This is a genomic window from Bacillus sp. D386 (genome assembly GCF_006346415.1).
This window is the reverse complement of sequence record NZ_VEMV01000002.1, coordinates 684,466-698,674: the sequence shown is the minus strand read 5'-3', so window position 1 is coordinate 698,674 and position 14,209 is coordinate 684,466. Positions and strand designations below refer to the sequence as shown.

Here is a 14,209-nt window from a genome sequence, read left to right as displayed (position 1 = left end):
ATGGTATTTTTTATAATATATTGAAACTTTTTTCTAGGATAAACAGTCTAATAAGTAGAGAGAAAACAGGGGGGAGCCGCATGCATGAAGATGCTTCTTTAGTACAAAGGGCTATAAAAGGGGATGATACAGCATTTTTAACTTTATTAGATCTTCATAAGGAACAGCTGTATCGAATGGCCATTGTCTATTTAAAAAATGAAGGAGAAGCTCTGGAAGCTATCCAGGAAACGTCTTTTCGAGCATACCGTTCAATTAAAAAGCTGCGAGAGCCATCCTATTTCTCTACATGGCTTGTAAGAATTTTATTAAACGTTTGTTCAAATGAATTGAAGGCCAAAAAAATACACCATCATTTCATTGGACAGGAAATGGTCCATACGGATGATTATGGTCAGCTTGAAATAGAAGAGGCGCTCATGTTCCTGGATGAACCATCACGTGAAATCATCGTATTAAAGTATTTACGGGACCTATCCATAAGTGAGATTGCGGATATATGTGAATGCCCACAAAGTACGGTTAAAACAAGACTTTACAAAGGCCTTCGGAAGCTCAAGGAACTAATGAAGGAATCGGGAGGTACCCGCCATGTATGAAAAAGAGAGACAAGAATTATTGGATTTAAAAAAACAAATGGAATATGTGCCTGTACCAAACGAAAAAGTTTCCGCAGCCATTCAGTCAGGCTTTAGTAAAGCCAAACACAAGAAGAGAAAAAGACTTATAAAATATACAGGATTAGCAGCGGCTGCTATTGTACTCCTGTTTTGCATTAGCCTGGTACGAGTGTCACCGTCCTTTGCAAATGCCCTTTCTTCTATACCGGGCGCAGAAAAAATTATCAATCTAATCCGAAACGATAAAGGCTATATGTCTGCAGTGGAGAATGATTTTTTACAGTCAGTTGGACAGACGCAAGAGAAGGATGGGTATAAGGTAACGATTGAATCCTTAATTGTTGATAGGCATAGGATGGTTGTTTTTTATCATATAGAGGGAGCAGGGGATGAAATACAAATAGAATTTCCCGATCTATTGATTGACGGAGACGGTGTCGAGCAATCCATATCCTATTCAGCTCATGAAAATGGGTTCGGCTCCTTAGATTTTAATCTAGTGCATCAGCTTGAAGATAGAGAAGAAATAGAACTAAAAGTCCATCTGAAAAATGACACTAGCTTAATAGGTCCATTTAAGTTCCCTTTGAAAATAGATCATTCCTTGTATAAAGGTCAGCATAAACAGATGGCCATTGATGAAACAGTGACCATAGACAATCAGCGGATTACGTTTGGAAAAGTAGAAATTGATCCACTAAGTGTCAGGGTTGACGTAAAATATGATCCGAATAATACAAAAAAAATATTTCATTTGAATCATGTTAGGCTAATGGATGATAAAGGTGAGATATGGGGATCTACTGGCAGTCATTTTAATGAGGAAGAAAGTGAAATCTATATAGAAAGTAATTATTTTCGGAAACCCGAGAAGCTGTACCTACTATTCGATGGTATTCATGCTCTAGATAAGGATGAGTTAATCATTGAAGTTGATGAAAAAACAGGCAGGCTATTGAAATATCCATCGGATGGATTAGTGAAATCTTCTAAGATAGAAGAAAATAAGGTGTCTATTTTCATGGAAATCCCCAAGAGTAAAGATACTGTTTCTGGCGGTGGAATGATAACTGATGGAACAGGTAAAGAAATTTCAACAGGGGAAGCGGAGTACTGGGAAATAGACGGTTTAGACGCTATAAGCTTCTACTATAAACCAGAAGAAATCATTAAGGGTCCTCTTAATATTGAATTAGACACCTACCCACTTACCCACAAAAAGCAAGTCAAGCTCCAAATAAAATAATGGAACAAAATTGTTCTCAATGATTGTTGGCCGGTTTTATCATAAAAGTCACCTGAGGAGCTTATACATAATAATAGGAACGGAAAGGGGGAAATCGATTGAAAAGGAGTGCCATTATAAAAGGAAATTATCGATATTCCCTAAAGAGGGAATGGGATGATTACAATTTAAGAAAAGCTGTCTTTGTTCTTTTACACCCAAGCGAGGCTGATGACAGAGTGGATGACCGGACGACCATGCGTTGTGTTTCGTTTGCTAAGAAATTAGATTGCGGTTCTGTGGAATTGGTGAATGTATTTGCCTATCGGAGCAGGGAATGGAGAGATCTCAGGAATCTGTCCTTGGAGGAGGCTACAGGTCCTGAAAACCGCTTCTATTTAGAAAATGCCTTACACAGCGGTTCTGAAATTATCGTTGGCTGGGGAGAAAACTGTACCATCCATCACAAAGATTATCAGTTATTATCGGACTGGTTTAAGGGATATGATCCTAACTGCCTGGGTACAACAAGAGAGGGGCATCCCCTGCATCCGTTGTTTGTAAGAAGTGATACGACCGTTCAACCCTATCTCTTTCCAAATGTAAGTTCGTTTAAACCGTCATGACAAAGGAGCTGTCGATTCATTTCGACAGCTCCTTTTTAGATAGATAAGTAGTTTATGAAGCAGGTGGCGGAGTTGGTATTTCAGTTTCGTCTGTGCCATCGTCCACAGGAGGATCAGGTTCTTCTACACCATCATCCGGATTTTCACTGTCTTCTTCCTCTTCTGGTTCAGTTGGTACATAGGATCTGGGGCAGGTTCGATAGCCGGTGTCTCAGCTTCCGGTGTTTCAGGTTCAGCTGCAGGCTGATCGCCCGAAGGTTTGTCCGATTCTTCCTCTTTATTGGTTTCTTCTTTATCTTGCTCCTCTGACTTGTTTGTTTCTTCTTAGTCCCCTCTTGTAAACTCTTAATAATATCCTTTAATTCCTCTTCACTGCTATCTTCCATCTGACCACCTACACCTGAGCAATAGGAGTATACGCCCACCATATAGATAATCAGGAACAAATCATAAACATTCCTGCACTGACACATTATTTGAATAAATTAAAACCAGCAGGAAATGAGCTGCGTAATTTTCAGCCTGTTTTTATAGAGGATGCCACATACGGTTTTCCTGAAAAATTTATTAAGCAATTTAATCTCGTATCCATGTTAATTGTCCCTATTTATGTTCCGGAAGAAGGTAAGGTGATTGGCGGCATTTTACTAGATAAAGGGCCAGAGCGGAAATTTGAGCGAGATAGGAGCTTGGTATCCTGCATTAATGAAATAGGGGCAAATGCAGGAGAGCTGTTGCTTAGGTTTACGAACCCTGAAAATTCTGTAACACAGAATGATTTAAATCGTAAACTATCATTTTCTTCTCATGAAGTTGATATTATTAAGTTATTGGCTGCAGGAGCTTCTACAACAGAGGTAGCTGTTCAGCTTTATTTAAGTGAGTATACGGTCAGAGAATATATTTCAACCATTATGAGAAGGCTGGATGCCAAAAATCGAACAGAAGTAGCTGTAAAGGCTATTAGAATGGGAATTATAGATTAGAAATATGGAAATAAGAGGATTAAAGAAAATACTTAGATAGTTTAGATGTTTTATTCGCCAATAATCACGGGATTTTTAAGTGGATTTTAGCTTAATTTTCTCCTTCTGTTAAAAGTAATTTACAATTATTTTACTAAAAAACTTACTTTTTGTAAGTTTTTTTATAGAATCGAAGTTATTTATGCCCTATTATTACAAATTAAAAACTAGTAACATGTTTTTGAAATATAATTGTAATATTACTATAACTTATTTGTTAAATTAGCATGATATACTTATCCATGTTAGATAAATAGATAAATAGAAATGGTATGAAAGACCCGATAAATTAAAAAACTAGGAAGCAGGTAATACTTTAATGATGAATAAAAGAATTATTGCGCTAAGTACGGCTTTATTGCTTGGGTTCAGCAGTTACATAGGCACTCCATCAGCAAGTGCTGCAAAAGACCCAGCTAGGCAAGCTGAGGTTGATAAAGCTCAAGCTGCTCTAAATGAGGTACAAGTTGAAATTTCTACTCTGAATACTCGTATTGATCAAATCAACCAGGCTGTGAAAGATAATCAGAACATGATTAATAAAACAGAAGATGATATTATCAAAACGGAAAAACAAGTAGAGACTTTAGATAATGAAATTACCGAACTGGAAGAAAAAAATGAAAAACGCCAAGAAATTTTAAAGAAGCGTGCTATTACGTACCAACAAACAAATGGTAACGTCAGCTATTTAGAGGTAATTTTTGGATCTACTAGTTTTGGAGATTTTATTGAACGAATCGGAGCCGTATCAACAATTGTTAAAGCGGACCGTCAATTAATTGATGAAATTCAAGAGGATCAGACCCAACTTGAGGATAAACAAGCAACAGTAGAAGAAAAGCTTACTGGTTTAAAGGATATGAAAACTGAGCTTGTTGGTATGCAGCAGGATATTAAGCAACAACAAGATCAAACAAATTCCTTAAAGGAAGAGCTTAAAGCTAAGGAAAAAGAAAGTCAACGTCAATTAGCAGATGCTAAAGCAAGAAATATCGACATTGTGGTGGAGCCAGTTGTTGTAAAAGAATCTTCCAATGTAAAAGAGAAAATTGAGAAGATTGCTGATACTCAAAAAGAAGAAACAAACTCTTCAACTAAGAATGAAACAACAAATAAAGTGAATTCCAGCTCTAAAGAAGAAGCTGTAAGCACTTCGAAGAACGAACAAACTAGCTCTAAACCAGCTAATTCAAACTCTTCTAATAAGAAGCCAAGTTCTACTAATAGTTCTACCCAAAATAAAAATATTCAAACCGTTATTACTGCAGGCAATAAATATATTGGGAACTCTGTTTATGTATTCGGCGGTGGAAGAACTCAAGCTGATATTGCAGCAGGACGCTTTGATTGCTCCGGTTTTGTTAGCTGGGCATTTAAACAAGGTGGATATTCTGTACCAGCGAGCACAGATGCTCTGAAACATGCTGGAAGACAGATTCCAACAAGCCAAATGCAACCGGGAGATATGGTTTTCTTCGATACGTATAAAAAAGACGGTCACGTCGGCATTTATGTTGGCGGTGGAAAATTCATCGGTTCCCAAAGCTCTACTGGTGTAGCAATTGCCAGCCTTAAAACAGGATACTGGAAACAAAAATTTAACGGACGTGTTGTGCGCGTTCATTAATAATCAATAGAAAATTTTTAAGGAACGCCCATCTAAGGCGTTCCTTTTTGTATTTGAACTAGGTTTGAAATTGTGTGTTAAAAAGCTCAGCTATGGGCTACTTACTTTCTATTGTAATCCATATGGTTGTGATCCCTCTTTTTTTACAGGAATTCGCCACACTTCATTTTTTGAGGATTCAGTAATATACAAGTACCCGTCATGAAAGGCTAGATTAGTTATAAATGTTCCAGCACCGACAGGCAGACGAATAACCCCGTATTTAAATCCATCTGAGTCCTGGACTACAATTTCACCGGCTTGAAAATGAGCTATATATAAATTTCCCTCAGTATCGACTGCTAAGCCATCAGGACCGATTCCGCCCTCAAATTGCCCAAAGATAAAAGCAGTTTCAGGTGAAGAAAGGGCATTTTTGGAAGGGACAGAGAGTACTCTGTTTTTATTAAACTCAGAGATATAAACACGTTGGCGATTTGCGGAGATAGCGATCCCGTTCGGATAAGCTATGTTTTCGGCAAACAGTTGCGCTTCATTGCTATTTGGAGGAAGATAAAAAACGCGACCGACGGGGTGAGTTGCACTAGAACCCATTGGTTCAGTGAAATACAGGCCCCCATCTTCATCAAATACTAAATCATTCAGCCCTTTTAAAGGTTCCCCATTAAAAGAATCTACTGCGACTGTACTTTCATTCGTATTAGGATTATAGGCATGTATAACCCCGGTTAAATCTGTTATAAATAACCTTCCGTCCTTATGGAACTTTGCACCAACAGGACTGGGAAATTGTTTTACTACTTCTATTTTATTTTTTTTTATAGTGAGAAGTTCACCGGTTGTTGGACTGACCAGCCAGATATTTCCTTTGCGGTCGAAATTTATTCCTTCAATAAACCCTTCATCGCCTTTTGCGATTTTTTCCCATTTTGCTTTTGGGGGAATAATTTCAGAAAGTTGATGTCTTTCTCCTTTTGGTACAGGCTTTGTTTCATACCATCCTTTTGCACCTACATAGGTTCCAGTTAGTAACATAATTCCACATAGTACAGATAGAGAGAACCATCTTTTTTTCAAATCTAGAATGCCTCCTTTTTATTGGTTATTAATCATGGTTGTATAACATGCTGTATCAACAAAGATTTTAACTATTAACTAGAAATATACATGGAAGAAGGTGGTAAAACAATATGAAAAATCATTGGTATATTTGTCATTCTCCGTAACTATTTCATCTATACTGGATGTGGGGAATTTGTTAAAATAATGTATTTCACTTGCGATATGGAAAATATCGGGGATATAGAATTAAAAAGAGATTTGAGAACAGGTATATGATGTTTGCTAGTGCTTCATAAAAATTAAAGCCTCAAGTCTTAAAATCACTTGAGGCCATAGTATTTAATATCCTAAGCTTTAAAAATCCGGAATATTTCCTACCCAATAATCATTCCTGCAATTGCAGCACTTAAACAGGATGCCAGTGCACCTGCTATGATCGCTTTAATGCCTAATCGTGCGATATCAGGTCTCCTCTTTGGAGATAACTTTCCAAGTCCTCCAAGTAAGATACCAAGAGAAGAAAGATTTGCAAATCCACAGAGTGCAAAGCTAATAATGACAACGGCTTTATTTGATAAGGAGTCAATCATTGGAGCAAAATTACTATATGCCACAAATTCATTTATAACAAGCTTTTGACCAATGAAGTTCCCAGCTGTCAAGGCTTCATTCCAAGGTACACCAATGACAAAAGCTAATGGAGCAAATATGTAGCTTAATAGTAATTCAATTGATAACTGATCAAATCCAAACCATCCACCAACGAAACTTAACAGACCGTTCAGCAGAGCAATTAAAGCGATAAAGGCAAGCAGCATGGCTCCAACATTCAGTGCTAATTGAAGCCCAGTTGATGCTCCGTTAGCAGCTGCATCTATTACATTGGCTGCCTCTTCATCCTTTTCCATTTCAAAACCTGTCGCATCTTCCTGACTGTGTTCCATCTCAGGTATCATGATCTTAGAAAGTAATAGTCCTGCCGGTGCAGACATAATACTTGCTGCTAGCAAATATTCTAAGGGAACACCTAATAAAGAATATCCTACAAGTACGCTACCTGATACTGAAGCCAACCCACAGACCATAACAGAAAATAATTCGGAATTGGTCAATCTATCTATAAACGGCCTTATAACCAAAGGTGCTTCTGTACACCCAACAAATATATTAGCTGTTGCATTAAATGTCTCGGCTTTTTTTGTGCCTAATAGTCTTGCAAGAGCGCCACCTACATATTTAATGACAAATTGCATAATCCCCAAATAATACAAAACAGAGATTAAAGCAGAGAAGAAAATGATGATTCCTAAAACATTAAATAAGAAAACGGTTGTAATGCCTGATTGTGGTGTATAAAGACCGCCAACCAGGAAGTTTATTCCTTCATTTGCGTAACCGATTATGTTATTCACAACATCGGTTATTTTCTGAAATGCTGCACGTCCAAGTGGCCATTTTAAAACAATAAAAGCAAAAGAAATTTGAATAGCCAATGCTACAACTACAGTTCGAATATTAATATTTCGTTTGTTGGTTGATAGAAGGAAGGCGATTCCTAAAATACAGATAATCCCGAGCATTCCCCATAAGTAATTCATTATGTCACCTCTGGTTAGTATTTTTCTGTCTGAGAATAGTAAAAAAGTTACTTTTACACAAAAACTTAATATATCAATTGGATGCATAATTTGCAAGTGAAGTATATTTTATCCATTGTTTTTATAGTATGGAGTTAAAATAGCCAAAATATTTGTCAAAATGCACTCCTAATTATGTTTTGGTAAGTAGGGGAATAGATGTTAACAGCATTTCAACGATAGGCGATTCAGTATATTGAAGCATACTCAAAAAAACTACAAAAAGATGCAAAACGAACTCTTAATCATGTACTGACGATGTCAAATATATCAACAGAAGTATTTGAGCAAGCGGTTAATAATATGAAGAATAACGCAAGAATTGGCTTGCATTTTCATCCGGATCGGCTCACTCACAACCGGATAAGCGTGGCTGAATCTTTATTCAATGAGGGTGTATACAAGAGTCAATTTGAAACATTCATTTCAAATGGAAGTGTCTCTGCCTATCAAGGGGGTGAGCGTGATCTTTGGGAGACAAGAATGTTTGGAGGAGCTTATCAGTTTAAAGGCACAAGCCATAAAGAACATCCTAAATATGGGGCATTGAATGTTATGTTACATTCTGATGGACCTGCACCACGTTTTGGTTCCTGTTGTTTTCTGCTTTCTCCGAAAGTCTCCTATCGTTCTACCTACACATATATGGACTCACACCTCGAATTAAAGGAAAAAGGGATATATCAAGAATTCGATTTAATTTTGGCAGCGCTTTTAGAAGAGTCATTTTCCAGAGAAATTGTACTTGGCAAATCAGAATTACGACCACCTAAGCTAATAAGTTATTTGGCCAACCTATATAATATACAATCAGACCTTGTGAAACGAAAACCTAATCGCAATCTGGATTATTACATTGAAGCACAAGTACACGGGGAAGTATCGCTTGAAAAGGATGTTGATGCACTTGTGGCTGATGATTCTTTTCAAGCTACTGAAATCGGAAATATGCTAGAGCAGCTTTGCGGACAGTATTCAATCAGCCTATATTGGAGAAAGGGCTTTAAACTTAATAGCAAGGACGTCCCTTCAGATTTCAGAGGAGCGAAAATGCCTCATCTGGCAAAACGAATAACTAATTGTGATTATATTGATGCAAGCGTAATTGGTTCAGCAGCAAAAGACCTGTGCTGTTATCCTGAGAATTGGTCTGATTATGGAACTGTCAAAGAGGTGCTACAGGAGTTAAAGCTCCTTTGGCATGTATTGGTGAGATATTAATCCAAATTTGTTCGCAATCGATGACATGATATAAATTATGTGGAATACTACCCATTCCACCCATGCGTTTTTTTGTCAGTTCTTCTTTGGGTACTGTTACACCAATTAAACCACTCATCTCTAACCTGCCAATTATATAAGAACATATCTAACATGAACAAATCCCTCTTGGTATAACAGTAGTTTCATCTTCTATCAGAATGAATCGAAGCTTTAAAAGACAGATTATTAGGTAAAAATAAAAGGTGCCCTGGGCGACAAGCCAGGGCACCTTTTTGCTTTACTTATTTTTTCACTTTAACCGTTTTTGCTTTGCTCGTATTGCCAGCTTTATCTTTGGCAGTTACAGAAAGAGTCGTACCGGCTTTTTGCTTTTTGATTTTAACGGTATAGTTCCCTTTGCTGTTGGCCGTAGCAGTGCTAAGAGTTTTAGAACCGGCTTTGACCGTTACTTTAGCCCCGGCTTCTGTTTTTCCTGTCACTTTTGTAGAACTTGATTTTACTGGATTAACAGAAGGAGTAGATGGAGCAGTTTTATCTACTACCTTTATTGTTTTTGCTTTGCTCGTATTGCCAGCTTTATCTTTCGCAGTTACAGAAAGGGAAGTGCCAGCTTTTTGTTTTTTGATTTTGACTGTATAGTTTCCTTTGCTATTAGCAGTAGCTGTACCGAGAGTTTTAGAACCAGCCTTAACTGTTACTTTTGCACCAGCTTCCGTTTTACCTGTTACAGTTGTAGACTTGTCTGAAACAGCATTGACAGAAGGAGCGGAAGGAGCTGTTTTATCTGCCACTTTAACTGTTTTCGCTTTGCTTATATTACCTGCTTTGTCTGATGCTGTTACAGAAAGGGAAGTTCCGGCTTTTTGTTTCTTGATTTTTACAGTGTAGTTTCCATTGCTATTGGCAGTAGCTGTACCGAGAGTTTTAGAACCAGCCTTAACTGTTACTTTTGCACCAGCTTCCGTTTTACCTGTTACAGTTGTAGACTTGTCTGAAACAGCATTGACAGAAGGAGCGGAAGGAGCTGTTTTATCCGTTACTGTGATCGTTGTTACTTCGCTCACTAATCCAGTTTTCGGATCTGTAACAGTAGCGTATAATTTAGTACCGGCTTTCAGCTTCGTTTTTAAATCTATCGAGAATTTACCATCATTCGCTGTAGTTGTTAGTGTTAAGTTCTTTTTATCTGTAATGGTTACTTTTGAATCGGTTGGTGCAGTTCCCGTAATTTTTGTGCTGGCATCCGTTACAGCATTTACGGATGGCTTAACAGGAATTGGCACCTTATTAATTTCAATTTTCTTCTTAACTTGGTACCCTGCTATATCCTCAAGCACGAATTCATACTCGTTCACACCTTCCGCTAATGGAAGTTCAATTTCCTGAGTTACAGAGTAAGGTGCGTAAACAGGTAAGTCACCCAAATCATTAAATGTGTTTATTTCTTCATTTCCATTAACGACTAGTCGAAGAGCATTGTAGTTATCACCAACTTTGACCTTAACTTTTTGGCTATCACCTGTGGAGAATGCCTTGTAGTCAACTTCAATTGTTGGCTTTTTAGTATCAATAAAGATTTCTCTGTTGAAATCAATCTTGTTACCGGCTACATCTGCTCCATAGAATCGAATATCATGTTTACCTTCTTTGGAGAACTCAAAAATATCAAAGAAATAAGGCTCCTTAGTTTCTTCATCCAACTCAATTATAAGGTTCTGGCGTTTCCCTTCATATTCAGCCCATACATAATCTATCTCAGAATCGTCAGTTATATATCCGAAGACAAATACTTCAAGTTCATTGTAGATTCCAAGTGGTGCAGGTTCTATGACACTGATATAAGGAATTGTCTTATCCAATAATGATTTAGCACCGCGGTTCCCAGCATAGTCATGGGCAACTACGTTGATATTGTCACCGTTTTTCACTTCTACTGGTGTATCATCGCTATACTTCAGGTCGGATAATTTGACACTGTATGTGTTGGTGCTGTTTGGTGCTACATAATCTTTCAGTGCTTTACCGTTAACGGAAAGCTCGATATATTGAAGTCCTGCGCCTGAATTTGTATCTTCAGCTTTAAATGTAACTGTCTTTGTTGCATCATCATATTTAAGATCAGACACAGTTGGTTCTGTATTATCTACTAGGATTGGCATTTTAAATACTTGAGGTTCCTTGCCCTCGTAATCGATTATTGCCTTGACTTGGTAATAGTACAGTCCTTCTTCAACAGATTTGTTATTTACTTTACCATCCCATTCAGTGAAGTATGGCTCGAATGTTACGATAGAGTCTGCTGCATAGTTCTTTCTTTGGTACTTATCAGTAGTTATTTTACGCAATGTTTTACCATCTGTATCGGTAATACTGTATTCCACCGTTTTGCTGTTTCGTAAAAATGATAGGGCAGGGGCCACTGCATCATAATGACCGTCAGCATTTGGTGAAAAAGCTATTTTAGATGGATCAACAATTTGATTCTTATCGAATGGACTAACTCCTAAAAATTCACCGGTATTAGAATCGGCAAGACCTGTATATCCATAGAATGAATCGACGGAATTATTCATTGGATCGATAATGTTTGGTTTATTCCAGTCACCTTTAAATCCAACAAATGGTATGGATAAAGTAGGTAGAGAGTCTTCGAGATTCTTAGCTTTTAAGAATACGAAGCCTTCAACAAAGTATCCGTTTTTCATCGCTTTTTCTAAATCAGCTTTTGCATTTTTTAAATCAATTGTGATTGTAAAATCTTTAGATTTACCAGCTGCAACAGTAATTTCACTATCGGATGTAACAATTGCTTTTTTGATTTCCTGTGGTGTCAGATCATTGAACGTATATCCACCTGCTTCGTACAGAGCATCGGATAGTACAGTTGTATCAACTGTGTATGTTGCATCTTTCTCACTGAAGTTAGTAGCAGTCAGTGTAAAAGAGAACTTATCGTTGGAAATTTCTTTTAATGTAACTTTTCCATCATCCGTTCCTTTATTTACCACGTAAACTGGGGAAGTAATTGCTGAGTTTAATTTCATAACCCCGGCACCCTGACGACGTGGTGAATAATAGGTTGTACCGAGAGGATCTTTAATAGTTTCAGATGTATTCATTAATAAAGTTTTCGCACGTTGGACTTTATCCTTGCCTTCAAGATTTGGAAAATTTTTCTCTACATATTCCAACACAAGGGCAGATCCGCCTGCTACATGCGGTGCAGCCATGGATGTACCGCTCATAACTCCATACTTATCATCATTTAATGTTGAATAGATTTTTCCACCTGGTGCTGTGATTTCAGGTTTAAAATCTAAGTTTGGTGTTACTCCCCATGAAGTGAAGGTAGACAACTGTCCGGCTGTACCGTTTTCTAGTTGTATCATTTCCCCGGTGAATTTAACTTTACCTACATCACCAGCTGCTTTAATTTTTTCTTCAAACATAGTACCATCGCTTACTCGCAGTGAAACCAATGGGATAGTAGGGCTGTTTAGAGCCATGCTGACAAAATCTCCATGTGCAGGAGTTCCCCTGATAATAACACCGATGGCTCCGGCAGCTTCGGCTTGCTTTTGGATTTCACCGTAGTTTGGAGTAGCAGCTGTTCTGACAGCAAAAACTATTTTACCAGCTACATCCTTTCCTTGATATTGATCTGGATGACCATTACCAACATAAACAACATCTTTTTCAGTTGTACCGAAAACATCTAATGGTAGAGGAGAGGATTGTGTTTTATATCCAGCTGAGTATGTCGTTCCACCAATCGTAAATTCAAATTTATCTACAAATACATGTGTGTTTTCAAGAGAAGCAACTGAGATGGAATCTTTGGAAACACTTGGTGATCCTACAAGCCCGATATCAGGGTTCGTTGCAAAAGGATCTGCGTATCCATCAGAGATCTGAGCAGAGTTACCCGCTGAAATGGCCATTAATACACCGTTATTAACAGCTCTTTCAATCGCCTTTTGCTCAGGATCTTCAGGAGATTGGAATCCTGCAGTTGATCCAAGACTCATATTCAACACATCTGCACCAAGCAAAATGGCATCATCAATTGCTTTAACGTAAATATCGCCCCATGTAGAAGGCATTTCTGAATCATTACCAAATACTTTTAAAGCTAATAATTGTGTTTCAGGAGCAATTCCTTTAATGCCTCCAGCATCTTTGGATCCATTTGCTCCAACCGTTCCACCAACATGCATACCATGCATGGATGCATCAGAGCCAAGATCAAGAATTTCTTGATTCTTATCATAATAGTTGTATCCGTATGGAACCTTCGCTGTATGGTATTTTCCTGGTAATTTATTTTTAGAAATGCTTGCATCTACATCCGATTTTGTTAACTTTGCTTTGCTTTCATCAGTTAGAACCATATCTTTATGGCTGGGATCAATTCCAGTATCAATAATACCAACAACTGTACCTGTACCATTGTATCCTTTGACCCATGTTTCTTCTGCTTCAACGATATCACCACTGGATACCATTTCAGGTTTTACTTCCGGTCGCTTATATTCATTAGCGATATATACAAATGAAACAGTGGAGATACTTTCAATTTTTGATATGTCTGAAGCCTTTACTTCACCACTGACCCCATTTGCGACTACTGTAAAGGAGTTTTCAACGTCGAATTTTACACGTTTTTTATTAATAGATGATAGGAAATCGGATTGTTGGTCTTTAACGTTTGCTTGTAATTCCGATTGTTTTGATTTGGAGAGTTCTTTAAACATAACACCTTGTTTAGTGGCGTAATCAATTGCAGGAGTACCTTCGAGTTCTACAATAACGCGCACCTTTTCATCTGGGTCATATTTACTTACATCCAGTTTCTTTTTTACTGTGTTGCTAAAGGGCTTTAGTTTAGAGTTTTCATATGTATTAGCGCTCGCTGTACCTATACCGATTAATAAGTTAGATAATAGTAATACCAGTGATAGTAAAACAAAAACGACATTCTTAGTATTTTTGAAATGCAAAGCTCCAACCTCCTTTTTATTTGTCAATATCTGAAATCTACAAAATCACCCCTTAATTGAAAATGAAAGTTTAGGTAAATAATTTACTATCTACCACACTATTAATTTACCACCACGATTATAAATAGTCTTTTTAATTTTTTGATTTTTCAAAAAATAG

9 protein-coding genes are annotated in these 14,209 nt (G+C 37.4%); 6 read left to right on the top strand and 3 right to left on the bottom strand.

Annotation, left to right across the window (positions count from 1 at the left end):
• Window positions 1-80 precede the first annotated feature (80 nt).
• The 5 genes from FHY45_RS08330 (at window position 81) to FHY45_RS08310 (ending at window position 5,126) form a co-directional block, all read left to right on the top strand.
• Window positions 81-599 carry a sigma-70 family RNA polymerase sigma factor gene (locus FHY45_RS08330; RefSeq protein WP_066101192.1) on the top strand — a complete coding sequence of 173 codons (519 nt, stop codon included), beginning with the start codon at window positions 81-83 and terminating at the stop codon, window positions 597-599.
• Window positions 592-1,866, top strand: coding sequence for a DUF4179 domain-containing protein (locus tag FHY45_RS08325; protein WP_139891368.1), 1,275 nt, complete (start codon window positions 592-594; stop codon window positions 1,864-1,866). The genes FHY45_RS08330 and FHY45_RS08325 overlap by 8 nt, the downstream gene beginning before the upstream one ends.
• Window positions 1,867-1,964: 98 nt before the next feature.
• Window positions 1,965-2,471 (top strand): DUF1643 domain-containing protein, encoded by a 507-nt coding sequence (locus FHY45_RS08320; RefSeq protein WP_066101187.1) that lies wholly within the window; start codon window positions 1,965-1,967, stop codon window positions 2,469-2,471.
• Window positions 2,472-2,947: 476 nt separating this feature from the next.
• On the top strand, window positions 2,948-3,457 hold the full coding sequence (locus FHY45_RS08315; protein WP_139891367.1) for a LuxR C-terminal-related transcriptional regulator: 510 nt from the start codon (window positions 2,948-2,950) through the stop codon (window positions 3,455-3,457).
• 358 nt (window positions 3,458-3,815) lie between these two features.
• Window positions 3,816-5,126 carry a C40 family peptidase gene (locus tag FHY45_RS08310; protein ID WP_257468963.1) on the top strand — a complete coding sequence of 437 codons (1,311 nt, stop codon included), beginning with the start codon at window positions 3,816-3,818 and terminating at the stop codon, window positions 5,124-5,126.
• 108 nt (window positions 5,127-5,234) lie between these two features.
• On the opposite strand, the gene FHY45_RS08305 is transcribed toward FHY45_RS08310, so the two are convergent.
• Together FHY45_RS08305 and FHY45_RS08300 are read right to left on the bottom strand one after the other, a co-directional pair.
• Window positions 5,235-6,203, bottom strand: coding sequence for an SMP-30/gluconolactonase/LRE family protein (locus FHY45_RS08305; RefSeq protein ID WP_257468962.1), 969 nt, complete (start codon window positions 6,201-6,203; stop codon window positions 5,235-5,237).
• A gap of 359 nt (window positions 6,204-6,562) precedes the next feature.
• Window positions 6,563-7,786 carry a NupC/NupG family nucleoside CNT transporter gene (locus FHY45_RS08300; protein ID WP_139891366.1) on the bottom strand — a complete coding sequence of 408 codons (1,224 nt, stop codon included), beginning with the start codon at window positions 7,784-7,786 and terminating at the stop codon, window positions 6,563-6,565.
• 225 nt (window positions 7,787-8,011) lie between these two features.
• Between FHY45_RS08300 and FHY45_RS08295 the strand changes: the two genes are divergently transcribed.
• Window positions 8,012-9,046: a DUF3626 domain-containing protein gene (locus tag FHY45_RS08295; RefSeq protein WP_306821542.1), complete on the top strand. Its 1,035-nt coding sequence runs from the start codon at window positions 8,012-8,014 to the stop codon at window positions 9,044-9,046.
• 284 nt (window positions 9,047-9,330) lie between these two features.
• Here the strand turns inward: FHY45_RS08295 and FHY45_RS08290 are convergent, their stop codons facing one another.
• Window positions 9,331-14,049, bottom strand: coding sequence for an Ig-like domain-containing protein (locus tag FHY45_RS08290; protein WP_139891364.1), 4,719 nt, complete (start codon window positions 14,047-14,049; stop codon window positions 9,331-9,333).
• Window positions 14,050-14,209: the final 160 nt, after the last annotated feature.

Coding starts and splice junctions, on each gene's coding strand:
- FHY45_RS08325 (WP_139891368.1), top strand. CDS start 592: ATGTATGAAAAAGAGAGACAAGAATTATTGGATTTAAAAAAACAAATG.
- FHY45_RS08310 (WP_257468963.1), top strand. CDS start 3,816: ATGATGAATAAAAGAATTATTGCGCTAAGTACGGCTTTATTGCTTGGG.
- FHY45_RS08330 (WP_066101192.1), top strand. CDS start 81: ATGCATGAAGATGCTTCTTTAGTACAAAGGGCTATAAAAGGGGATGAT.
- FHY45_RS08300 (WP_139891366.1), bottom strand. CDS start 7,786: ATGAATTACTTATGGGGAATGCTCGGGATTATCTGTATTTTAGGAATC.